At 62.4% G+C, this 23,036-nt stretch carries 23 protein-coding genes and 1 riboswitch; of the genes, 15 read left to right on the top strand and 8 right to left on the bottom strand.

Going from position 1 to position 23,036, the window contains the following annotated elements:
- Nucleotides 1–35: 35 nt before the first annotated feature.
- Together NDO55_RS02780 and NDO55_RS02785 are read right to left on the bottom strand one after the other, a co-directional pair.
- A complete protein-coding gene (locus tag NDO55_RS02780) occupies nt 36–1,643 on the bottom strand; it encodes a bifunctional GNAT family N-acetyltransferase/carbon-nitrogen hydrolase family protein (RefSeq protein ID WP_252115505.1) in 1,608 nt (535 codons plus the stop codon).
- 28 nt (nt 1,644–1,671) lie between these two features.
- Nucleotides 1,672–2,892 carry an NADP-dependent isocitrate dehydrogenase gene (locus NDO55_RS02785; RefSeq protein ID WP_252112204.1) on the bottom strand — a complete coding sequence of 407 codons (1,221 nt, stop codon included), beginning with the start codon at nt 2,890–2,892 and terminating at the stop codon, nt 1,672–1,674.
- A 139-nt stretch (nt 2,893–3,031) separates the two neighbouring features.
- On the opposite strand from NDO55_RS02785, the gene NDO55_RS02790 reads away from it, so the two are divergent.
- Together NDO55_RS02790 and NDO55_RS02795 are read left to right on the top strand one after the other, a co-directional pair.
- A complete protein-coding gene (locus NDO55_RS02790; protein ID WP_252112206.1) occupies nt 3,032–3,781 on the top strand; it encodes a phosphatidylserine decarboxylase in 750 nt (249 codons plus the stop codon).
- A 14-nt stretch (nt 3,782–3,795) separates the two neighbouring features.
- Nucleotides 3,796–4,542 carry a CDP-alcohol phosphatidyltransferase family protein gene (locus NDO55_RS02795; RefSeq protein ID WP_252115507.1) on the top strand — a complete coding sequence of 249 codons (747 nt, stop codon included), beginning with the start codon at nt 3,796–3,798 and terminating at the stop codon, nt 4,540–4,542.
- On the opposite strand, the gene NDO55_RS02800 is transcribed toward NDO55_RS02795, so the two are convergent.
- On the bottom strand, nt 4,508–4,720 hold the full coding sequence (locus tag NDO55_RS02800) for a hypothetical protein (RefSeq protein WP_252112208.1): 213 nt from the start codon (nt 4,718–4,720) through the stop codon (nt 4,508–4,510). The two genes, NDO55_RS02795 and NDO55_RS02800, sit on opposite strands and share 35 nt — an antisense overlap.
- A 236-nt stretch (nt 4,721–4,956) precedes the next feature.
- Here NDO55_RS02800 and rpsB point away from each other — a divergent pair, with 236 nt between their 5' ends.
- From rpsB to fabZ, 11 genes are all read left to right on the top strand, one after another.
- Nucleotides 4,957–5,709 carry a 30S ribosomal protein S2 gene (gene rpsB, locus NDO55_RS02805; RefSeq protein WP_252112210.1) on the top strand — a complete coding sequence of 251 codons (753 nt, stop codon included), beginning with the start codon at nt 4,957–4,959 and terminating at the stop codon, nt 5,707–5,709.
- A gap of 150 nt (nt 5,710–5,859) precedes the next feature.
- Nucleotides 5,860–6,783, top strand: coding sequence for a translation elongation factor Ts (gene tsf / locus NDO55_RS02810; RefSeq protein ID WP_252112212.1), 924 nt, complete (start codon nt 5,860–5,862; stop codon nt 6,781–6,783).
- 144 nt (nt 6,784–6,927) lie between these two features.
- On the top strand, nt 6,928–7,650 hold the full coding sequence (pyrH, locus tag NDO55_RS02815) for a UMP kinase (protein WP_252112214.1): 723 nt from the start codon (nt 6,928–6,930) through the stop codon (nt 7,648–7,650).
- Nucleotides 7,651–7,653: 3 nt separating this feature from the next.
- On the top strand, nt 7,654–8,211 hold the full coding sequence (gene frr, locus NDO55_RS02820; RefSeq protein WP_252112216.1) for a ribosome recycling factor: 558 nt from the start codon (nt 7,654–7,656) through the stop codon (nt 8,209–8,211).
- Nucleotides 8,208–8,963: a polyprenyl diphosphate synthase gene (gene uppS / locus NDO55_RS02825; protein ID WP_341869965.1), complete on the top strand. Its 756-nt coding sequence runs from the start codon at nt 8,208–8,210 to the stop codon at nt 8,961–8,963. Before frr ends, uppS begins: the two co-directional genes overlap by 4 nt.
- A complete protein-coding gene (locus NDO55_RS02830; protein ID WP_252112218.1) occupies nt 8,960–9,592 on the top strand; it encodes a phosphatidate cytidylyltransferase in 633 nt (210 codons plus the stop codon). Before uppS ends, NDO55_RS02830 begins: the two co-directional genes overlap by 4 nt.
- On the top strand, nt 9,589–10,749 hold the full coding sequence (locus tag NDO55_RS02835; RefSeq protein ID WP_252112220.1) for a 1-deoxy-D-xylulose-5-phosphate reductoisomerase: 1,161 nt from the start codon (nt 9,589–9,591) through the stop codon (nt 10,747–10,749). Before NDO55_RS02830 ends, NDO55_RS02835 begins: the two co-directional genes overlap by 4 nt.
- Nucleotides 10,746–11,858 (top strand): RIP metalloprotease RseP, encoded by a 1,113-nt coding sequence (gene rseP, locus NDO55_RS02840; protein ID WP_252112222.1) that lies wholly within the window; start codon nt 10,746–10,748, stop codon nt 11,856–11,858. Before NDO55_RS02835 ends, rseP begins: the two co-directional genes overlap by 4 nt.
- Nucleotides 11,859–11,954: 96 nt before the next feature.
- A complete protein-coding gene (bamA, locus tag NDO55_RS02845; protein WP_252112224.1) occupies nt 11,955–14,582 on the top strand; it encodes an outer membrane protein assembly factor BamA in 2,628 nt (875 codons plus the stop codon).
- A complete protein-coding gene (locus NDO55_RS02850) occupies nt 14,582–15,238 on the top strand; it encodes an OmpH family outer membrane protein (protein ID WP_252112226.1) in 657 nt (218 codons plus the stop codon). The genes bamA and NDO55_RS02850 overlap by 1 nt, the downstream gene beginning before the upstream one ends.
- A gap of 9 nt (nt 15,239–15,247) precedes the next feature.
- A complete protein-coding gene (fabZ, locus tag NDO55_RS02855) occupies nt 15,248–15,721 on the top strand; it encodes a 3-hydroxyacyl-ACP dehydratase FabZ (RefSeq protein WP_252112228.1) in 474 nt (157 codons plus the stop codon).
- Between the two features lie 5 nt (nt 15,722–15,726).
- Here the strand turns inward: fabZ and NDO55_RS02860 are convergent, their stop codons facing one another.
- From NDO55_RS02860 to NDO55_RS02875, 4 genes are read right to left on the bottom strand one after another with little or no spacing between them, the layout of a single operon-like run.
- Complete coding sequence (locus NDO55_RS02860; RefSeq protein WP_252112230.1) at nt 15,727–16,422, bottom strand: ABC transporter ATP-binding protein; 696 nt, start codon at nt 16,420–16,422, stop codon at nt 15,727–15,729.
- On the bottom strand, nt 16,419–17,363 hold the full coding sequence (locus NDO55_RS02865; RefSeq protein ID WP_252115510.1) for a FecCD family ABC transporter permease: 945 nt from the start codon (nt 17,361–17,363) through the stop codon (nt 16,419–16,421). The genes NDO55_RS02860 and NDO55_RS02865 overlap by 4 nt, the downstream gene beginning before the upstream one ends.
- Complete coding sequence (locus NDO55_RS02870; RefSeq protein ID WP_252112232.1) at nt 17,363–18,112, bottom strand: ABC transporter substrate-binding protein; 750 nt, start codon at nt 18,110–18,112, stop codon at nt 17,363–17,365. The genes NDO55_RS02865 and NDO55_RS02870 overlap by 1 nt, the downstream gene beginning before the upstream one ends.
- Nucleotides 18,087–19,976, bottom strand: a complete 1,890-nt coding sequence (locus NDO55_RS02875; protein ID WP_252112234.1) for a TonB-dependent receptor plug domain-containing protein — start codon at nt 19,974–19,976, stop codon at nt 18,087–18,089. The genes NDO55_RS02870 and NDO55_RS02875 overlap by 26 nt, the downstream gene beginning before the upstream one ends.
- A gap of 119 nt (nt 19,977–20,095) precedes the next feature.
- A riboswitch (cobalamin riboswitch) is annotated at nt 20,096–20,235 on the bottom strand.
- 108 nt (nt 20,236–20,343) lie between these two features.
- Between NDO55_RS02875 and rpmE the strand changes: the two genes are divergently transcribed.
- Complete coding sequence (gene rpmE, locus NDO55_RS02880; protein WP_252112236.1) at nt 20,344–20,574, top strand: 50S ribosomal protein L31; 231 nt, start codon at nt 20,344–20,346, stop codon at nt 20,572–20,574.
- 6 nt (nt 20,575–20,580) lie between these two features.
- On the top strand, nt 20,581–21,105 hold the full coding sequence (locus tag NDO55_RS02885; RefSeq protein ID WP_252112238.1) for a GNAT family N-acetyltransferase: 525 nt from the start codon (nt 20,581–20,583) through the stop codon (nt 21,103–21,105).
- 2 nt (nt 21,106–21,107) lie between these two features.
- Here the strand turns inward: NDO55_RS02885 and NDO55_RS02890 are convergent, their stop codons facing one another.
- Nucleotides 21,108–23,036, bottom strand: a complete 1,929-nt coding sequence (locus NDO55_RS02890) for a DUF2207 domain-containing protein (protein ID WP_279639081.1) — start codon at nt 23,034–23,036, stop codon at nt 21,108–21,110.

Below are 23,036 nucleotides of genomic sequence, written 5' to 3' on the forward strand. Positions count from 1 at the left end.
GCATCAATGCCGCAGTGCAGCGACGATGTCAGCCCTTAACCGCCGCCAGGTGTGCCGGGGCCGATCGGTTCGGCGCGGGGACGCTCCTTGTCATGCGGTTCGCCAACGTCCCACTTGATGTCGTAGAGGTCGAAGCGGCGGTCGGCGAGGTTTCGCACCGTACCTTCAGCGCGAGCCCAGCTGAGATCCGCAAGATTGACGTCGCTGATCGTCAGCGTCTCGACATTCTCGGTCGCCTCGGCGGCAATGCCGTCGCGAGCAAAGGGGAAGTCGCAGGGCGTCAGGATACAGCTTTGCGCATATTGGATATCCATGTTGTGGACGTTGGGCAAATTGCCGACATTGCCGCTCATCACCATGAAGCACTGGTTTTCGATGGCCCGGGCCTGCGCGCAATAGCGCACCCGAAGATAGCCCTGGCGGCTGTCGGTGCAGAAGGGGACGAAGATGATCCGCGCGCCTTCGTCGACGAGGCGACGGGCGAGTTCGGGAAATTCGCTGTCATAGCAGATCAGCACGCCTATCGGGCCGCAGTCGGTCGGAATGGTGTCGATCGTGTCGCCGCCCTTGATATTCCACCAGTAACGCTCGTTAGGCGTGGGGTGGATTTTCTCCTGCTCGTGCACCGCGCCATCGCGAAGGCACACGAAGGCGACATTTTGAATGTCGCCGTCGGCGGTGCGCGTGGGGTGCGATCCGCCGATAATGTTGATGTTGTAGCGCATCGCCATCTCCGACAGGCAGTCGCGGATGCGCGGGGTAAATTCGGATAGCTTGGTGATGGCGTCCTTGGGCTTGAGCTCCTTCTCTTCAGGGCTCAGCAGCATCAGGGTGAAGAGTTCGGGGAAGAGAACAAAATCGCTCTCGTAATCCGCCGCGACCTCGACAAAATACCGAACATTATCAATGAATTCTTCGAAGTCCTTCACAGCGCGTGCCTGTAACTGGCAGGTCGCGATGCGGACGCTTTCGACGCCGCGGGGTAGGCGGAATTTGCGGGGCTGGTCGCGGTCCACATAGGGATTGCGCCAGACCATGTGCGCGGCATGGCCCATGCTGCGCGTATCTTCGCGCAGATATTGTTTGAGAACGCCGATCGGCTCGAAGCCGTTGGCGAGCTGGAAGCGGATGACGGGATCGTGGATTTCGCCCTCGACCACCTTGTCGATATAGTCCTGCGGGCCGGTCACCTTCTTGCGATTGCGGCGGTAGCTGGGCATCCGGCCGCCAAAGGCGATGCCGGTCAGCTCCAGCTCTTCAGCGAGCTTGCGGCGTTCTTCATAAAGCCGCCGCCCGATGCGGGTACCGCGCGCCTTCGCGTCGACGACCATTTCATAGCCGTACAGCCAATCACCGGTGGGGTCGTGGCGTGACCCAAAGCCGCCGCCGGTAATTTCGCGCCAGCTATGCTTGGAAAGCGCGATGCTCTCGCTAATGCGCATGGTCGCGCAATAGCCGACGATATTGTCGTCGAGCACTGCGACAAAGGCGCCGCGTGGATAATTGTTGATCTGCCCGCGGATCTCGCCCGCCGTATAAGGGACGAAATCCTTATAGGCGCGCGCCGCCAGGTCTACGATGCCCGGAATGTCCGACAGGCTGGCCTGCCGGACTTCCAGACGTGCTTTGGCTTTCTGCTTCACCATGGAGGCAGGACGCGCGGGAGCGCGATTAGCTCCAGTTTTTCATGCGCTCTTCGAAGTTGGTCACGATCGCTTCGAAGAACTGCTCGGTGGTCATCCAGCTCTGGTCGGGGCCGATGAGGATGGCGAGATCCTTGGTCATCTGGCCGCCTTCGACGGTCTTGATGATGACGTCCTCGAGCGTCTCGGCAAAGCGGACCACATCGGGCGTGTCGTCGAACTTGCCGCGATACATGAGGCCGCGGGTCCAGGCGAAGATCGATGCGATCGGGTTGGTCGAGGTAGCACGACCTTCCTGATGCTGGCGATAGTGGCGCGTCACGGTGCCGTGCGCGGCTTCGGCTTCGACGGTCTTGCCGTCGGGCGTCATCAGGACCGAGGTCATGAGGCCGAGCGAGCCGAAGCCCTGTGCGACCGTGTCAGACTGGACGTCGCCGTCATAATTCTTACAGGCCCAGATGAACTTGCCGTTCCACTTGAGCGCGCTCGCGACCATGTCGTCGATCAGGCGGTGCTGATATTCGATGCCGGCTTCGGCGAACTTGTCGGCGAACTCATTGTCGAACACTTCCTGGAACAGGTCCTTGAAGCGGCCGTCATAGGCCTTGAGGATGGTGTTCTTTGTCGAAAGGTAGACCGGCCAGCCACGGTCGAGGCCGTAATTCATGCAGGCACGGGCAAAGTCGCGGATCGAATCGTCATGGTTGTACATGCCCATGGCGACGCCGCTGCTCGGGAAGTTGTGAACTTCCTTTTCGATCACTTCGCCATCTTCGCCCACGAACTTCATGGTCAGCGTGCCGGGGCCCGGGACGAGGAAGTCGGTGGCGCGATACTGGTCGCCAAAGGCGTGACGGCCGACGACGATCGGGTCGGTCCAGCCCGGCACGAGGCGCGGGACATTGTCGATGACGATGGGCTCGCGGAAGACAACGCCGCCAAGGATGTTGCGGATCGTGCCGTTGGGCGAACGCCACATTTTCTTGAGGTTGAATTCCTCGACGCGCTGCTCATCAGGGGTGATGGTCGCGCACTTCACGCCGACGCCATATTCCTTGATGGCATTGGCCGCGTCCACGGTGATCTGGTCGTCCGTTTCGTCACGCTTGGTGACGCTGAGGTCGTAATATTTGAGGTCGATGTCGAGATAGGGAAGGATCAGCCGTTCGCGGATCCATTTCCAGATGATTTGGGTCATCTCGTCGCCATCGAGTTCGACGATCGGATTCTTGACCTTGATCTTTTCCATGGAAGATTTGCCTCACTGAAATGGGGTGTTTGGGTTGGCGCTGGCTCTAAGGGCAGTGGGGCCGATAAGCAACCGGCTCGCGGTGCCGCGCATTATGGACGGGATTGTTTCAGCGATTATTCGCCCCTAGGGAGCCGGCATGGCAGAGATTGAAAAACCCGACAGTCATGTGACCGCGGTCAAGTGGCGCTTTCCCGACGTACATCCCGAAGGACGCAAGTTCGTCCTGATTTCGGGTTTCATCACCTTCCTGGCTTTCTTGCTGCTGCCCAACGGGTGGTTGTCGGAAATCTTCCAGTGGGCGTTGGTGATCATCACGATCTGGGTCGCGGCCTTCTTTCGCGATCCGGTGCGCACGAGCCCGGCCGACCCCGACCTCGTCATCGCGCCTGCCGACGGCCTGGTGACGATGATCAAAGAGGTCGCGCCGCCGCCCGAACTGGCCGGCGAGGGACTGCTGCCGGCGGGCAACTATACCCGCGTGTCGATTTTCATGAGTGTCTTCGATGTGCACATCAATCGTTCGCCGATTGCCGGGCGGGTCACCAAGATCGCCTATGTGCCGGGCAAGTTTGTCAACGCCGACCTCGACAAGGCGAGCGAGGATAATGAGCGAAACCATATCCTCGTCGAGCGCCATGACGGCGTGAAAATCGGTTTCACCCAGATTGCCGGCCTGGTGGCACGGCGCATCCTCACCGATGTCAAGGAAGGCGACGTGATCGACAAGGGCGAGCGCGTCGGCCTCATCCGCTTCGGCAGCCGCGTCGATGTGTATCTTCCCGAAGGCACGGGCTCGAACATCCTGCTCGGCCAGCGCACGATCGCTGGCGAGACGGTGATCGCCAAGCTCGGTACGACGCCGGCGCTGGAGGGCAATAGCCAGTGAGCCGGGAAGGAAGCATGCGCGGATTGCCGTTTCGGGCCGTCGTGCCCAATGCGATCACGGCGATGGTGCTTTGCCTTGGCCTTACCGGGGTGCGCTTTGCGATCGATGGCCGCTTCGATGTCGCCATCTACGCGATCGTCGGGGCAGGGGTACTGGACGGCTTGGACGGCCGTATCGCGCGCCTCCTCAAGGCCTCGACGCGTTTCGGTGCAGAGCTGGATAGCCTCGCCGACAATATCGCGTTTGGCGTGTCGCCTGCGCTGATCCTGTTTCTTTGGTCTTTGAACGAAGCGCCGCGCTTCGGGTGGATCGCCAGCCTGGCGCTCGCCGTATGCTGCGCGCTCCGTCTCGCGCGTTTCAATGCGCAAATCGATGCCGATGACCAGCCGCACAAGTCGGCGGGCTTCCTGACCGGTGTTCCGGCGCCGACGGGGGCAGGGCTCGCTTTTGTGCCGATGTATCTGGCGTTCGTGTTCGAAGAGCCGCAATTCCAGGCCTGGTATATCGTCATGCCCTGGGTGCTGTTCATTGCCCTGCTGATGATCAGCTCGGTCGCGACCTTCAGTTGGAGTTCTGTGCGGGTGCGCCGCTCGTGGCGCCTGCCGGCACTGGCGGGCATCGGCCTGTTGGCCGCGGCATTGCTGACGATGACGTTCGAAGCTTTGTTGCTGATCAGCGCCGTCTATCTCGGCCTGCTGGCCTTCAGCATGGCCGCCTATCGCCGGGTCAAGCAGCGGCGGCGAGCGGCTGCGGCCGACTGACGCTCACGATATTCTCGCGCTGCCAGCGCACCGTGACGGGACGCTCGACGATTACTGGTTCGGGACGGCTCTGGCCGGCCAGCGCGGCTCCGATCTTTCTGCCTTCGGCCATCAAGAACAGGCGCATGCTGGCGATGAGGGCTGCGGCGAGGAAGGTGAAGAAAAGTCCGACGATCATGGCTCTGGCCCCTTTGGCTGAAGTGCGTTCCTGTTCCGTTCTTGTTCTTTAGTTCCACCTTTGTTCCGCCGAAGTCAAGCCAATTCGGTCACTTTTTGTTCTCATTGCGTTTAAGAGGTTGATCGCGGGGGGCTTTTCGACTATTTCGCGCCACATCTCGCAGGCGGGACCACCATACCGGTGCTCCATTTGGGGTGACAGGACCCGCCGTGGCAAAACCGGATAGGAGAAGAGATATGGCGGCACCTGTCGTCACGATGCAGCAATTGCTTGAGGCCGGCACGCATTTCGGCCACCAGACCCACCGTTGGAACCCGCGCATGAAGCCGTACATTTTCGGCGCGCGTAACGGTGTCCACATCATCGACCTTTCGCAGACCGTTCCGCTGTTCGCGCGTGCGCTCGACTTCGTGCAGCAGACCGTCCAGCGCGGCGGCAAGGTGCTGTTCGTCGGCACCAAGCGCCAGGCGTCGGAAGCGGTTGCCGAAGCTGCGGCTTCGTGCGGCCAGCACTATGTCAACCATCGCTGGCTCGGCGGCATGCTGACCAACTGGAAGACCATTTCGAACTCGATCAAGCGCCTCAAGAGCCTTGAAGAGAAGCTGTCGGGCGACACTGCCGGCTTCACCAAGAAGGAAGTCCTCCAGCTGACCCGCGAACGCGACAAGCTCGAGAAGAGCCTTGGCGGTATCCGCGACATGGGCGGCCTGCCGGACGTCATGTTCGTCATCGACACCAACAAGGAAGAGCTGGCCATCAAGGAAGCCAACGTGCTTGGCATCCCGGTCATCGCGATCCTCGATTCGAACTCGGATCCGAACGGCATCGCCTTCCCGGTCCCGGGTAACGACGACGCCAGCCGCGCCATCCGTCTTTACGGCGATGCCATCGCTGCTGCGGTCAACGAGGGCCGTGGCCAGGGCCAGGCCGACGCGGGTGTCGACATCGGCGCAATGGAAAACCCGCCGGCGGAAGCCGCGACGGCGTAACCAAACGGTCTTGTCGTCCGGCTAGGGCGACACCAGATAAAGTGGAAAGGCCGGTGCCCCATGACGGGTATTGGCCTTTCCTCGCAACATGACTTCGAATGTGCTGCCGCGCCGAGCGAGGGTGCGGCATTCAGAAAGGATGATACTGACATGGCGATCACTGCCGCCCAGGTGAAAGAACTGCGCGACCGCACCAATGCGGGCATGATGGACTGCAAGAAGGCGCTCGGCGAAACCGACGGCGACATGGAAGCTGCGGTCGACTGGCTGCGCACCAAGGGTCTTGCCGCCGCTGCCAAGAAGTCGGGCCGTACCGCTGCCGAAGGTCTCGTCGGCGTTGCCGTCGATGGCACCAAGGGCGCGGTCGTCGAGGTCAACTCGGAAACCGACTTCGTTGCCAAGAATGACACGTTCCAGGCCTTCGTGAAGGACGTTGCCGGTCTCGCGCTCGAAGCCGAGGGCGACATCGAGAAGCTTTCGGGCATGAGCTATCCGGGTGCCGACGGCACCGTTGCGGATCGCCTGACCGACAATATCGCCACCATCGGCGAGAACCAGTCGCTGCGTCGCACCTCGGTTCTGTCGGTCGAGAAGGGCGCCGTCGTCAGCTACGTCCACAACGCCGCTGCGCCGAACCTCGGCAAGATCGGCGTGCTGGTCGCGCTGGAAAGCGAAGCCGGTGAAGAAGCGCTCATGACGCTCGGCAAGCAGATCGCGATGCACATCGCCGCTGCCAACCCGCTGGCGCTGACCGCTGACGACCTCGACCCCGAGATGATCGCGCGCGAGCGTGAGATCGCCAAGGTCAAGGCCATGGAATCGGGCAAGCCCGAGAACATCGCCGAGAAGATGGTCGAAGGTTCGATCAAGAAGTTCGCCAAGGAAAATGCCCTGCTTTCGCAGCTGTTCGTGATGGACAACAAGACGCCGGTCGCCGACGTCGTTGCCGCCGCGGGCAAGGAAGCCGGCACCGCCATCACGCTGAAGGGCTATGAGCGCTTCCAGCTGGGCGAAGGCATCGAAAAGGAAGAATCGGACTTCGCTGCCGAAGTGGCTGCTGCTGCCGGCGCGTAAAGCCTGTTCGATTTTCGACACATGAAAGGGGCGGGGGCTTAGCGGCTTCCCGCCCTTTTTCATGGGGATAAATGCTTGGCAGTCCGCCTGCCGCCCCTTAAAGCGTGTCGCCAACGCGAGACGCCCCGCCATCAGGAGACCCATGTGACCCGCCCCAAATTCAACCGCATCCTGCTGAAACTTTCCGGCGAGGTGCTGATGGGCAAGGGACAGTTCGGGATCGACCCGGCGACCACCGGCCGCGTTGCAGGCGAAATCAAGAAGGCCAAGGAGGAAGGCTACCAGCTGTGCGTCGTCGTCGGCGGCGGCAACATCTTCCGCGGCATTGCCGGCGCCGCGCAGGGCATCGACCGCGCCAGCGCCGATTATATGGGCATGCTCGCCACCGTCATGAACGCGCTGGCCATGCAGAATGCGCTCGAGCAGATCGGCGTCGATACGCGCGTCCAGTCGGCCATCCCGATGGCGAGCGTGTGCGAACCCTATATCCGCCGCCGCGCCATGCGCCACATGGAGAAGGGCCGCGTCGTGATTTTCGCTGCCGGCACGGGCAGCCCTTATTTCACCACCGACACGACCGCCGCGCTGCGTGCTGCCGAGATGAATTGCGATGCGCTGTTCAAGGGTACCAGCGTCGATGGTGTCTATAATGCCGACCCCAAGAAAGTCGAAGGCGCGACGCGCTATGAAAGCCTGTCTTTCGACCGCGTGCTCGCCGACAATCTGCGCGTCATGGACGCGAGCGCCGTGGCATTGTGCCGCGACAATGATATTCCGATCGTCGTTTTCAACATTCGCGACGAAGGCAACCTCACGCAGGTGCTGGCGGGCGATGGCACCGCGACGATCGTTCAGAACGAGGAGTAGATCATGGCTCAATATGACAAGAGCGACATTAGCCGCCGCATGGACGGCGCGCTGGAAAACCTGAAAGGCGATCTGTCGGGCCTGCGCACCGGCCGCGCGTCGACCGCCTTGCTCGACCCCATCCAGGTCGAGGTCTATGGCGCCAACATGCCGCTGAACCAGGTCGCGACCGTCTCGGTCCCCGAGCCGCGCCTCATCTCGGTTCAGGTTTGGGACAAGTCGAACATCGGCAATGTCGAAAAGGCGATCCGCGCCGCCGGTCTCGGCGTCAATCCGGTGGTTGATGGCCAGCTTATTCGCCTGCCGCTGCCCGATTTGACGGAAGAGCGCCGCAAGGAGCTTGCCAAGCTGGTCGGCCAATATGCCGAAAAGGCCAAGGTTGCGGTCCGCAACGTGCGCCGCGACGGCAATGACGCGATCAAGGCCGACGAGAAGGCCGGCGAATTCGGCGAGGACGAGCGCAAGCGCCTCGAGGCCGAAGTGCAGAAGCTGACCGACGACAAGATTGCCGACATCGACAAGGCGGCCGACACGAAGGAAAAGGAAATCCTGGGCCAGTGAGCCAGCCTGCCCCCGACAGCCAGGCCGATGCCGGGTCGCCGGGGGAGGGCCCACGCGCCGTCCCGCGCCACGTTGCCATCATCATGGATGGCAATGGCCGCTGGGCCGCCGCCAAGGGTCTTCCGCGCGTTGCCGGTCATCGTGCCGGTGCCGAAGCGGTGCGCCGCACGCTGAAGGCCGCAGTCAAGGCGGGCGTCGAATGCCTGACGCTCTATGCTTTTTCGTCCGAGAATTGGCGGCGCAGCGAGGAAGAGGTCACCGACCTCAAGGGCCTCATGCGCTTCTATCTCGATCGCGAGCTTGAGGAGCTGGCCAAAGAGGGCGTGAAGCTGCGCTTCATTGGAGAGCCCAGCGCCTTCGGCCCCGACCTTTGGGAGCGGCTCCAGAAAGCCGCAGCCAAGACTGCCGACAATGATCGCCTGACGCTCAATGTCGCGCTCAACTATGGCAGCCGGGCCGAGATTGCCCGCGCCGCGCAATGTCTTGCAAGCAAGGTTGCCGACGGTCAGATGGATGCGGCCGCCATCGACGAAGATGCGATGGGCGCGATGATGCAGACGGCTGACTTGCCCGACCTCGACCTCTTGATCCGCACGTCGGGTGAGATCCGCCTATCCAATTTCCTTTTGTGGCAGGCGGCTTATTCCGAGCTCGTCTTCCTCGACCTTTATTGGCCCGATTTCGACGATGCGGCTTTCCAAGGCGCACTTGACCAATATGCCGGGCGGCAACGGCGGTTTGGCGGCCGATGAACGAATTGATCGTTCGTACCATCGCCGGTGTGGTGATGATTTTGGGCGCCATCGCGGCGGCCTATGCCGGTGGTTATCCCTTCGCGCTGCTCGTGGCGATCGCCTCGACAGCTGTCTATTGGGAATGGTCGCGGATCGTCACCGGATGGAATGTCGGGTGGAAGATTGGCGGCTTTTTCTACTGCCTCATTCCGGCCCTCGCGCTGCTGTGGGTGCGCGATCGTTCGATGGACGGGTTCGGTCTCGTCATGTGGGTGTTCATCGTGACCTGGGCGACCGACATTGGCGGCTACGCCTTCGGCAAGACCATGGGCAAGAACAAGCTGGCACCGGCCATCAGCCCCAACAAGACCTGGGAAGGCCTGATTGGCGGCATGATCGCGGCAGCTATCTTCGGCGGCATGTGGGCGTGGATTTCGACCCTGCCGCACATCCTCTACATGGCCGCACCCTTTGCAGCAGTGGCTGCACAGTTGGGTGACCTGTTCGAAAGCTGGATGAAGCGCCGCGCGGGGCTCAAGGATAGCGGCAGTCTGTTGCCCGGCCATGGCGGTGTGTTCGACCGCCTCGATGGCTTTCTTGTGGTAGCGACATTGGCCGGATTTGGGGTTTATACTGGCATCTTATGACGCGTGACCTCGCCATTCTCGGCGCCACCGGTTCGGTAGGCGGTTCGACCCTCGACCTGATCGACGGGCGCGAGGACGATTTTCGTGTGAGCGCGGTGACCGGGGCGTCCAATGTTGCCAAGCTCGCCGAGATCGCGCGCAACACGCATGCGAAAGTCGCCGTGATCGCCGACGAGGGATTGCGCGGAGAGCTCGAAGACGCGCTGTCGGGTAGCGATACGAAGGTCGAGGCCGGTGCGCAGGCCTTGTGCGATGTCGCTGCCGAAGCCGACCTCGTGATGGCGGCAATCGTTGGGACAGCGGGGCTCAAGCCGGTGATGGCGGCGCTTGAAGCCGGCCGCACAGTGGGGTTGGCCAACAAGGAATCGCTGGTCACGGCGGGCGCGCTCATGACCGATGCTGCCAAGCGTCACGGCGCAACGATCCTGCCCGTTGACAGCGAACATAACGCGATTTTCCAGTGCCTTGCGGATGGAAGCTGCAACCATGTCTCGCGCCTTATCCTTACTGCGAGCGGTGGGCCGTTCCGGACGCTGCCGCGCGAAGAGGTGTTCAACAAGACGCCGGCGGAGGCCGTCGCGCATCCCAATTGGTCGATGGGCGCCAAGATCAGTGTCGACAGCGCCACGATGATGAACAAGGGCCTCGAACTAATAGAGGCACATCATTTGTTCGGCCTGCCGAGCGAGCGGATCGACATTATCGTGCATCCGCAATCGGTAGTGCATAGCTGCGTCGAATATGTCGACGGCTCGATCCTCGCCCAGATGGGGCCGAGCGACATGCGAGTGCCGATCGCGCATTGCCTCGCCTGGCCCGAGCGCATGGAAACGAGCATCGAGCGGCTCGATCTTGCTGCCGTCGCGCGTCTCGATTTCGAAGCGCCCGACCCGGTGCGTTTCCCGGCGCTTCGATTGGCGCGCACCGCGCTGGAAGCGGGTGGCGGCGCTGCGGCGCGCATGAACGCGGCCAACGAAGTGGCGGTCGCGGCCTTCCTCGACAATCGCATCGGCTTTGGCGACATTACCGACCTCGTTGAGCAAGTCCTCGACGAGGCGAGCAACGAGGCGCCGCTCGGCGGTATCGACGATGTGCTGGCCATCGATGACGCAGCTCGTAGCCGGGCCAGCGAACTGGTGCGGGATCGCGCGGCATGATCGAACAACCGAGCATTCCGTTCATCATCTTCGCTTTCATTGCGGTGCTGGGTCCGCTCGTCTTCTTCCACGAGCTTGGTCATTATGGCGTGGCGCGCCTGTTCGGCATCAAGTCGGAAGCGTTCTCGATCGGCTTCGGCAAGGAAGTGCTGGGCTGGACCGACAAGCGCGGCACGCGCTGGAAGGTCGGGTGGCTGCCGCTCGGCGGATATGTCCGCTTTGCCGGCGACATGGATGTCTCCAGTCGCCCTGCGCCAGAGGACCAGGATCCCGATCACTTCCAGAATAGGCCGGTCTGGCAACGTTTCCTAGTGGTGTTAGCAGGGCCGATGGCCAACTTCCTGCTCGCGATCGTGATCTTTGCGGGCTTCTTCCTTGCGGTCGGCGATTTCCAGTCCACTTCGCGCATCGGCACGGTGGAAGAGGGCAGCGCGGCAGCCGAGGCGGGACTTCTTCCCGGGGACGAAATCACCTCGATTGCGGGACGCGATGTCGAGACGTTCGACGATATCATGCGTACCGTGGTCATCCGCCCGGGCGAGGATGTCACCATCGTCTTCGAACGTGATGGCGAAACCCGCACGACCCAAGCCGAAATCGACAATTATACCGAAACCGATCGCTTCGGCGAAGAGCATCGGATCGGCCGACTGGGGGTCGGCGGCTCGATGCAGCGCGTGGCGATCGGCCCGTTGGCCGCGATCGGCAAGGCGACGTCGGAGACCTGGAAGCTGCTCAACTGGATCGTCGATGGCATCGGGCGGATCCTGTTCGGGAACCTGTCGATCGAGGAGATGGGCGGTCCGATTAAGATGGCGCAGATCAGCGGCCAGCAACTGCAGGCGGGCTGGTTTACCTTCATCACCTTTGCCGCGTTGCTGTCGATTAATCTGGGCTTCATCAACCTCCTGCCAATCCCCATGCTCGATGGCGGTCATCTCCTCTTTTACACGATCGAGGCGATCCGCCGGAAACCCGTCGGTGAAATGGCGCAGGAATGGGCATTTCGAGCTGGCCTGGTCTTCCTTGGAGGATTGATGATTTTCCTGACAATCAACGATTCGCGGTCAATCGGGCTCTTTGAGCGGTTGGGAAGCTTGATTGGATAGGCCGAGTAGGGCACTCAGGCGCGACAGTTTTGAGAAGCGGCCATTCCCAGTCGGGAGTCTGAAGCGCCGCAGCATCTTTGAAGAGGGCGGGGACGCGTGATTTTGAACCAAGTAAAGGCCAAGCGCCGTAACATTGCAGGTCTGCTGGTAGGTACTTTCCTGAGCGGTGTCGTCGTACCCGCAGGAGCCAGCGCCCAGGAACTGCGTGTCGATGAGCCGGCCAACCTCCTGACCGATCCTGCAGCGCGCGAAGGTACGATCGTGACGCTGGACGTCACCGGCGCCGAGCGTATCGAGCGCGAGACGGTCATCGCTTATTCGGGTCTCAACCCCGGCGATACCTACGATGCTAGCCGCCTCGACCAGGCACTGCGCGCGCTCTACGACACCGAATTGTTCGCCAACGTCGTGATCACCGGCGCAGACACCGGTAACCTGGTCATCGAGATCCAGGAGAACCCGGTCGTCAACCGCATCGTTCTCGAGGGCAACAAGAAGCTCAAGAATGACGAGATCGAGCCGGAAATCCGCCTCGCACCGCGTCAGATCTTCACGCGCTCGAAGGTCCGCGCCGACGTCGACCGCATCATTGAGCTCTACAAGCGCGAAGGCCGCTTCGCTGCGGTGGTCGAACCCAAGATCGTCACGCTCGACCAGAACCGCGTCGACCTCATTTTCGAAATCACCGAGGGCTCGAAGTCGAAGATCCGCTCGATCAACATTATCGGCAACGAGCAATTTTCCGATGGCAAGCTGATCAAGGAAATGTTCAGCCGCGAAGCCGGCGGTTTCCTCGGCTTTTTGAAGTCGAACACGGCCTACGACCCCGATCGTATCGCCGCTGACCAGCAGGCGCTTCGCGCTTTCTACCTGACGCAGGGCTATGCCGACTTCCGCGTCATCAGCGCGCAGGCCGAGCTGACGCCGGACCGGGAAGACTTCGTCATCACTTTCGTTGTCGAGGAAGGGCCGCGCTTCAAGTTCGGCCAAGTTTCCGCCGACAGCGCGCTCCGCGACTTTGACGAAGAAGCCATGATGTCGCTGGTCGGCATCGAAGAAGGCGAATGGTTCGACGCCGAGCGCGTCGAGGATGTCGTCACCGGCCTCAACGAAACGGCGGGCTTCATCGGCTATGCCTTTGCCGACATCCAGCCGAGCTATAATCGCAATGGCGACGATCAGACGATCGACATCACCTTCGCCACCAACGAGGCGCAGCGTGTCTACATCGACCGCATCGATATTAACGGCAACACCGTCACCCGTGACGCCGTGATCCGCCGTGAATTCCGCCTGTTCGAAGGCGATGCCTTCAACGCCGCGCAGATCCGCCGCAGCGAAGACCGCATCAAGTCGCTAGGTTTCTTCCAGGAAGAATTGGCGATCGAACAGGTGCCGCTTGGTGACGACCGCGTCGCGCTGGCATTGGATGTCGAGGAACGTCCGACCGGTCAGATCAGCTTCTCGGCCGGTTATTCGAGCCTTGAAAACTTCCTGCTCGCCGCGTCGATTTCGCAGAACAACTTCATGGGTAAGGCCCAGCAGCTGTCGGCAGGCGTCAACTGGTCGCGCTATTCGCAGTCGGTCCAGGTCGGTTTTGCCGAGCCTTATTTCCTCGGTCGCCCGATCCTGCTGGGCGTCGACCTTTATCGCCGCGACTTCAACAGCTTCAACTTCGTCGGCAATGACCGTCGCACCACCTACAGCCAGGTTTCGACCGGGGGCGGTGTTCGCATCGGCTTCCCGGTGACCGAATATATTTCGGCCGGTGCGCGCTATCGTCTCGTGCTCGACGAGATCGATCTCGACCGCGATACATTCTTCAGCGATTTCGATGACAGCGGCAGCCTCGATGATGACGAGTGCGATCCGCTCAAGGCCGGTACCTATCTGTGCGGCGAGCTTGGCAATCGCATCACCTCGTCGATCGGCTACAGCCTTGCTTTCGACAATACGAACGGCATCCGCGCGACGCGTGGCCTTCGCGCCAGCATCAGCCAGGATTTCGCTGGCCTCGGCGGCGATGTGAAGTATCTCCGCTCCGTTGCAGCAGCGACGCAATATGTCGGCCTGCCCGCCGACTTCATCTTCTCGCTCAACCTGCAGGCTGGTTACATCATGCCGCTCGAGGAAAGCGAGATTGTCGGTCGCGACGAAATCCGCATTACCGACCGTTTCTTCGGACCCAACTTCCGCGGCTTCGACATTCGCGGCATCGGTCCGCGCGTCGAGCGCCTTGCCTACGACCTCGAAGGCAATGTGATCGAGGATTCGAGCCGCGTGTCGAACTCGCTCGGCGGCAAGGCCTTCTACTTCGGCCGCGCCGAGGTTGAAATTCCGGTCTCGGCGGGTGTCCGTAACTTCGGTCTGCGCCCGTCCGTCTATGTCGATATCGGCTCGGTTTGGGATCTCACATCCCCGGTCACCGACGACATTCTCTTCTTCTGCTCGCCCATCGATGCCGATGGCGGGCTGGATCCCCAGATCGTTCGTCCGGACGACGGATTTGCCAGCTGCGACGATATCGCGACCGGCTATCTCCAGACCCCGGGCTATCGTGAAGTGTTCGTCGGCAATTCGCCGAGCCCCCGCCTGTCGGTGGGTATCGGTGTCAACTGGGTCTCGCCCTTCGGTCCGCTGCGCCTCGACCTTGCGCACGCGCTCCTTACCCAAGACGGCGACGAGACCCAGCTCTTTTCATTCAACGTAGGAACTCAATTCTAATGAAACATCTTCTTGCCGCGGCCAGTGTGCTCGCCGCTGCCACCACGCTTCCGACGGCGGCGTTCGCGCAGTCGGTTCCCGATGCCAAGGTTGGCGTCGTCAACACGACCCAGCTGGCCACGACCTGCAACGCCTGCGTGACTGCCAATGCGCAGCTCGAAGCACAGGCCCAGGTCATCAATGCGCGTCAGCAGGAGCTGCAGACCGCGCTCAACACCGAAGCACAGGCCATCAACACGCAGATCGAAGCGCTTCCGGAAGGCGCAGAGCCGTCGGCCGAGCTGTCGCAGCGCGTGCAGGCGTTCGAGATCGCCCGTGCAGCCGCCAATCGTGAGATCGAAGGCCGCGATGCTGCGCTCGCCCGCAATCAGCAATATGTCCTTCGCCAGATCAACGTGGCGCTTGCCCCGGTCTGGAACGAGGTCCTGACCGCACGCGGCCTCAGCGTCCTGATGCGAGCCGAAGATGCTCTGGCTTTCTCGCCGAGCATCGACGTCACCGCGGACGTCCTGCAGCGTCTCAACACGCGTCTCACTACGCTCCAGACCGTCGCCCCGCCGCCGCAGCAGCCCGGCCAGGCGCAGGGTCAGCAGCCGGCACAGGGCCAGCAGCAGGGTCCGACGACCCCGCAGGTCACGCCGCAGCCGCAGCGCTAAGGGGCTTCGATGAGCGAACAGGGAAGCGACAGCGCCGTCATCGGCCCGCTTGATGTCACGCGGGTGATGGCGGCGTTGCCGCATCGCTATCCGCTGCTCCTCGTCGACCGCGTCGAGCGGGTCGAGAAAGACAAGTCGATCACCGCCATCAAGGCGGTGTCGATGAACGAGCAATTCTTCCAGGGGCATTTCCCCGGTCGTCCGATCATGCCGGGCGTGCTGCAGATCGAAGCGCTGGCACAGGCTGCCGGCGTCCTTGCGGTCGAGAGCATGGATCTCGCGGGGTCGGGCAAGCTCGTCTATTTCATGGCGATCGGCGACACCAAGTTCCGCAAGCCGGTCGAGCCGGGCTGCCTGCTGCAGCTCGATGTCGAGATCGTCCAGATGCGGCGCAATATCTGCAAGTTCGAGGGCAAGGCCTCGGTCGACGGGCAGGTGACCTGCGAGACCAGCTTTACCGCGATGATTGCCGACCCTCCGTAGGACGATTAGAGGCGATAGCCGCCTTCCGGATCGCGTCTCAAGTCGAACAATTGCGCGATCTGGTCCGAGTGTTCGAGCTCGAAACGGGGCGCGTCAGCGATGATGCGCCCTTCGCGCATCAGGACCAGACGCGGAAAGCTCGACAGGCTCGACAGGTCGTGAAGCGCGACGATGACGGCGCGTCCCGCTGCGGCTTCTTCGGCCAACAGGTCGCGGATCGTCAGCACCCAATAGGGGTCGAGATTGGCGAGCGGTTCGTCGAGCAGTAGATAGCCGGCTTCCGGTGCCAGCGCCCGCGCAAGCAGGACCCGCGCGCGTTCGCCGGTCGACAGCGAATTGGCGGCGCGCTTGAGGTAGGGTTCGAGCTCCAATCGATCGATGAGCGCGTCGATCCTGTCCTGCCGCACCTCGATCGGAGCGAGCCGGAGCAGGTCGCGGACCGGAATGGCCCAATCCACTTGCCGCGACGCAGGAAGAAAAGAAAATAGCCGCGCACGTTCGGCCGGCCCGGTGCCACGCAAGGTGCGCCCGCCTATTTCAAGCTGATCATAGGTGCCGGTAATGCCGGCCAATGCGCGCAGCAGGCTCGTCTTTCCGCACCCATTAGGGCCGATCAGCGCGACCAATTCGCCGGGGGCGATGGCGATATCGCAAGACTGCAGGCGGTGCTGCATCGTGATGTTCTTGCCGACGAGGCTCATGACGCTGTCCCCCGGTTGATCCGCATCAGCAGCATGATGAAGAGCGGAGTGCCGATCAGCGACGTGATGACCCCGATGGGTATGGGGCGTCCCGGAGGGCCAGCGCGCACCAGCATGTCAGCGCCGAGAAGCAAGGCTGCGCCGAGCAAGGCAGCCGGGAGAAGCGCACGACCAGGATGACCGCGCATCAACGCGCGCGCTGCTATCGGGGCGATCAGGCCAACGAAGCCGATGGCTCCACAGGCTGCGACGCAGGCGCCAATGGCGATGGCGGACAGGATGATCGTTTCGCGGGCGAGGCGCGCGGGGGCGATGCCGTAGGACGCAGCCACGTCATTGCCGAGCGCGATGAGGTCATAAGCTTTGCGGCGACGCCAGAGCAGGGCGCCCGCAATGGCGGCAGGAATGAGGGCGGAGAGGGCGTCGGGCCAACCGCGGTCGACAAGACTGCCCATCATCCAGCGCCACTGGTCGTAAAAGGCGAAGGGCGAGGGGGCCAAGGCGAGCAGCAGCGACGTTGCCGCGCCCGCTGCCAACGCAATGGCCAGACCGGCGAGTAGCAAGCGCGCCGGATCGGCGCCGCGTCCGGCAATCGCGAAGAGCCCCAAGAGCGCGAGTCCAGACCCCACCGCGCCGCCAGCAGCAAGCGCGATGGGAGTCGTCAGGACCGCAAAGTGCGCCGTCGCGACTGCGCCAAGTGCACCGCCTGACGCGGCCCCGGTAATGTCGGGCGAGGCGAGGGGGTTGGCGAAGATGGCCTGCAGCGCTGCGCCGGTGATCCCGAGCGCAGCGCCATAGCCGATGGCGAGCAAGGTCCGCGGCATGCGCAGCTCGGTAATGATGATCTTCGCGACCTCCGGATCGAGCTCGGATATGTCGAGCGGGAAAGCGAGGTGCAGGATGGCCAGCAGGCAGAGCAGGATGAAGGGCAGGAAACGCATCACCGTTCCCGCTCCTGCAGCCGCTCGACTACATCCAGCATGCCGGGGCCGCCGCACAGGAACGGCCTGCCGTCAACGGTCAGGCGAGGCACGTCCATATTGCGAACCAGCGGATGCGTGCGCCAATCGCCACCGCGATGCCAGGCGGCGGAATGATAAGCGCTCTCGACGATGAGGTCGGGATCGGCACGGGCAATCTGTTCGACCCGGCCGCGCTCGGCGCTCAGGCGGATAGGGTCGAGCCCAGCCATGCCCAGCCAGCCGCGGGCGAGCTCGCCAACCCGGGTGCCTCCAGGCGAAATCCAGAGAACGTCGCTTCGGGCGAACCCTCCTGCATTTGCCTTCAACGCATCGAACCGGGCGACCCACCGACGGCTCGCATCGGAATTGCCAAACAGCGCGCCCATCTGTCGCACCCGCGCGGCGACCGCGTCGGGTGTCTCGTCATAGCCGATCGTGACAATGCGAATGCCGAGCCGGTCGGCGATGCGCTGTCCGCCGCTGGGAAGGGTCCGACTTGTGAGGACGATGTCGGGGCGAAGCGAGGCGACATCCGCAATCGTGCCATTGTTGACCGGGATGCCGCTGGCGCGGTCCGCGAAGACGTTCTCTCGGCTGTCAGCACCCAGATGCGTGATGCTGGCGATCTGGCCGTGCCTCGCAAAGGCGAGTGCATATTCGTCCGCGCACAGATCGAGGCTCGCCACGCTCAGTGACGCGCTGCTAGCGATGAAGAGCGATGCCCACATAGATCCCCCGTCCGGGTCGAGCATAGCCGACCACGTCCTGATATCGAGTGTCGAAAAGATTATCGCCGCGCAACCAGATCTCGGCCCGTTCCGTTACCGCGTAGGCAATTCGGGCCGACGCCAGAAGATAGGGGTCGAGCCGGACGCGCTCGGCAGGAAAAAGATCGAAGTCCGTGTCGAACCGCGCTCCGACATAGGCCGCCGAGGCGCCATAGGTGAAAGACCCGGATCGACCCGTGACATACAGAGCGGCGCGATGCTCGGGACGACGTGTTTCGCTGAGGCGGGTCCCATCGGGCGCTGCTGGGTTGGTTGCATCAAGATAGGAATAATTGATGCCAAGAATCGCATCGAAGGGGAGCTTGTATGTCACTTCGGCCTCGAGCCCTTGTCGCCGGCTTTCGCCGTCACCATTCGCGGTCGTCGAGGTAAAGGTTTCGCTATCGAAGACATCGACAATTTCCCGATCGAGACGTTGGTCGAACCAGGTCAAAGATGCCTGCAGGTCGCCACTGTCGAACCGCAGCCCGAGATCGAAGCCGCGGCTTTTTTCGGGTGTCAGATCGGGGTTGCCGACGAAGCTGCCCGGGAAGAAACCGTACAGGTCGTAGAAGCTTGGCTGCGCAATCCCCTCTCCATAGCTCGCAGCAAGGGAAAATCCGCTCGTCACCGGAATCCTAATGCCGGCAGAAACACTGGTTGCGTCGGCAAAATCACCGAACATGTCGTGACGAATGGCGGCGTCCATGCTTAGGCCGGGACTGGTCATGCGCCACTCCGCCACAAGAGCGGTCAGGTCACGGTCGCGCTGCTGGCGCGTGAAGCCACCAAAAGCGACGTCATCGGCAGCAAAGTCGTCACGTTCGTAATCTAGGGCGACGGTAAAGCGATGATCGGTGTCGCCGACCGAGAAATTGCGCGATGCCTCGGCGGAGAGGTTGAGCCGCTCGGCATTGGTGCGATTGAGTTCGGCCTCATCCAGCAGGTTGACGTTTTGTGAGGCAAGCAGACCACCCGCTACGCTGAGTTCGAGCGGTCCCTCATGGCGAATTTCTAACCGGCCTGCGCCAAGGCGATTTTCGGTCGTATCAAGCGTGTCGGCCCGAAGGAAACTGTCGGGGTCGAAGCCGTCAAACTCGCTACGTCCCTCGAGCACAAAGCCCGATGCCGCCAGCGAAAGGTCCCCACCAAGGTCGATCAAAGCCGCCAAGCGCGCATTGGTCTGGCGATAGCCGTCGCGTTCGCCATCGGCGCCAAAACTGTCGATGCCTCCGGTTTGGCTATGTCCTACCGCTCCTCGAAGACGGACGGCACCCGTCTCAGTCCCAAGGCTGCCACCTGTTCGGAAGCTGTCATTGCTGCCGGCCTCCCCGAACACATGCCAGCGCGATCCGAGATAGGCAGGGTCTTGGCTGGAAACAGTGACGACGCCGCCAATCGCCTCGGCGCCCCATAAGGCGGACTGCGGACCACGCAGGATTTCGAGGCGGTCGCCGAGCGCCGCGTCGAGCAGTTCGAACCGTGCCTCATTCCCAGCGGCGGGGTCATTGGCCTTGATGCCGTCGATAAAGAGCAAGGTATGATTGGCCTCGGCACCGCGAATGCGCAATTGCGCCTGCGTGCCGGCGGGCCCGGTTTCCGCCAAAGCCGTGGACGGCGCCAGCCGCAGAAGTGGCGTGAGGCGCGCTTCGCCCAAGCGATCGACTTCGTTTGTCGACAGGATTGTGACCGCATCGCTCGTGGCCCTCGTGAGCACCGGATCGCGCGAGGCCGCCACCACGATAGCGCGCTCATTGGGCACGACATAATCGGCAATGACGATCCGGTCGGGGTCGACTGGGGGAGTGGGCAGGTCCTGAAACAACGTCTCTTTCCTTTGCGTCCGTGGCTGTCGTCACGGCGGAAAGAGGCCGCGCTTGGCCCAAATCGGACGAAGCGGTTCCGTCTTGTCCCGCGCCCCGCCGCTGACCCCGGCAGCAAGGACGGACGACGGACGTTAAGGTCGGTATCTGGCTTCCCCGATTTCGCTCCGGGGTTACAGTTGCGGGCACAGCGCCGGATCCACACCGGCTTCCCTCTTCGTCGCCCCCATTACAGGGGCGAAACCTTTGTCCGTGCGTTCAGGCGCTAAAGGCCGCGGCTTTTGCTTGTCAAGCAGGACATCATTCGCTAGGGACGCCCGACATTTCCTCATGGCTGGTCGGAAACCAGCTCAACCAACGGAAAAACAAATGAAAAAAGATACGCACCCCGATTACCACATGATCACCGTCGAAATGACCGACGGCACCACCTTCCAGACCCGTTCGACCTACGGTTCGGAAGGCGACACGCTGCACCTCGACATCGACCCGAAGACCCACCCGGCCTGGACCGGTGGTTCGCGCAAGGCTGCGCAGGGCGGTCAGGTCGAACGCTTCAACAAGCGTTTCGGCGGTCTTTCGCTCAAGTCCAAGAAGTAAGCGACGATGGGTGGGCGCACGCCCCCCGTCATCGAGACCGATCGACTTCGGCTTCGCGCCTTTCGCGAGGCCGATTTCGACGCATGGGTCGACATCATGCAAAAGCCCGAGGTGCACGAGCATCTGGGGCCCACGAAGACGCGGCAGGATCTCTGGCTGCGGACCAACAATGCCGTCGGCCAGTGGTACGTGCTCGGTTATGGCGGCCTGATGGTCGAGTTGCGTGTCACGGGCCGTATCATCGGCACCTGTTCGATTTTCGAGGCTAAGCGCGGCCTCGAATTCGAGGGCGAGCCCGAAGTCGGCTATATTTTCGACGATGCCTATCACGGCCAAGGCTATGGCAGCGAAGCGCTCGGCGCGATGATCGAATGGGCGGAGGCCAATATGAAGCCGACGCCGCTCTGGGCGATCATCGACCCCAAAAACCCCGCATCACACGCGCTCGCCGCCAAGTTCGGCTTCGAGAAGGTGTCCGAAGACGATTACGAAGGCGACAAGCTCGACATCATGCGTCGACCCGCTTGGTAGGCTTACCAGCCGCCGCCGCCACCACCGCCGACACCGCCGCCCGAGAACCCGCCGCCACCAATGCCGCTCGACGAGCCCGGAGCCGTCGAGGCCGACGCGATCGTCGCCGCCATGTTGGCGCCGAGCGCGGTCGCAAAGCTGGTCGGGTTGGACCAGATGTTACGGCTGCCCGAATACCAAATGAAACTGTCATTATAGCCCGAGCCGGGATCGGTTGCGGCAGCTTTGAGCGTGCCTTCGAAGCGCTTCGCCCATCGATTTTCAACGCCTAGGGCGATGGCATAGGGCAGATAGCGTTCGAACAGTTTCAATTGCTCACGCGGCGGCTGCATGCGGTCGTAGCGTTCCTGTTCGGTCGTATCGAGATACTGGCGAAAGCCGGCAATCCGGTCGAGCATCGCGCGACCCTGCTTGGTCGGCGCATCCATCCAGAAGAAGCCCGAAATGGCGAGCAAGCCCCCGCCGATCATCGGCAGCAGGACTGGGACGACATTGCCGCTCGCAAAGGCGAGGGGGATGAAGGGCAGTCCGATCAGGAATCCACCCAAGCCGGCGATCAAGGCCAACACGATGATGGGCCAGCGCAGGATTTCGCCTTCATCTGGTCGCCCGAGGAAGAAGAGCGCGCCGACCGTCACGCCAGCGACCGACAGCAGCAATTGCATCGGTTCAGCGAGGTCTTCTGCCCAGACCACGGCTGCGGCCGCAATCCAGATCCCGGCAATGACGAAAAGCAGGCCGGCAAAGGCCCAACCGAGGTTACGATGGAAGGCGGTGCCTTCGTAGCGTTCCTTGTAGGGACGGGCGAGCGCCTTGCGGGCGCGACGGAATTTCTCGTGATGTTCCTTGTCCATCTCGATCGAGAAACCGGGCAAGGCCAAGGCCTGCAACATGGCGGCTTCGCCTTCGTCGAGGGGACGGATGTCGTGCCGCGTCGCCGTGCGGATAATCTCCATCTTGCCCTTCTTAAAGAAGCCGCTGTCGCCTTCGTTCAACTGGACGTGCCCCTTGATCGCACTGTCGATCAGGGCTGCGGAAAAGCCGCGATGGTCCATCTGCTGTTTGGTGAGATAGCGGATGGCTGCGGGCGAAAGACTGTCGGGCGGCGCAAAAAGCGGGACGACGGTGCCCTTGGGCGGGTCGCGGCCGACGGTTCGCCAGGCATGGTAATAATAGCCGAGGATCAGCAGGAACCCGAGAAGGCCGGCAATAGGGGGCGCAAAATCGGCCAGCGTGTTGGCGATCTTGTCGGCTTCGCTGAGCGGGGTGACGACACCCTTTGGAAAGCTGGCAGCGACGGTCAGGCCTTGGCCTGCACGCAGCGTGCCGTTGAACTCGAACCGGATCTCGCGCTCGTCGCGGCGGGTCATGGCGGCGGGAATGCCCTTGTCGCCCTGACGGCCCGCAAAACTATCCCACTCGAGAAACTCGGCATCTTCGGGAAGACGGATGATCGCGCTCGATCGCTCGATCGGGAAAGACCAGCCATGGCCGGTGACGTTCCAGTAAAGCGAATCGAATTCCTCAAACCGGCCGACCGCACGGCCGAGGCGGTAACGTATGCGATAGGTATGCTCGCCCGACGGCAGCATCGTGTCGGCATTGCCGAGACGGATGTTCACGCCATTGCCCTTGCGGGTTACTTTCGCCTCTTCGGGGCGGCCGTTGCGGGTGGCGTCGATAAATTCGAACCCGACATTGAAGCGCGATCCGGCGTCACCGGCATAGCGGGTTGGAATGTCACGGAAGATGCCGCGGCGGATTTCGCGACCTAGCGCGCGCACACGGATCGTCTCGCTGACGAGGATCGACCCGTCTTTCTGCACGGTGGCCTCGGCGTGGAAGTTGCGGATGACTTCCTGCGCGGCTGCCGGGCTTGCGCCCAGCAGCATCAGCAGGCCGAGGAAAAACGCCCCCCAGCGCACCATCAT

Source organism: Sphingomicrobium sediminis (assembly GCF_023805295.1).
GTDB lineage: Bacteria > Pseudomonadota > Alphaproteobacteria > Sphingomonadales > Sphingomonadaceae > Sphingomicrobium > Sphingomicrobium sediminis.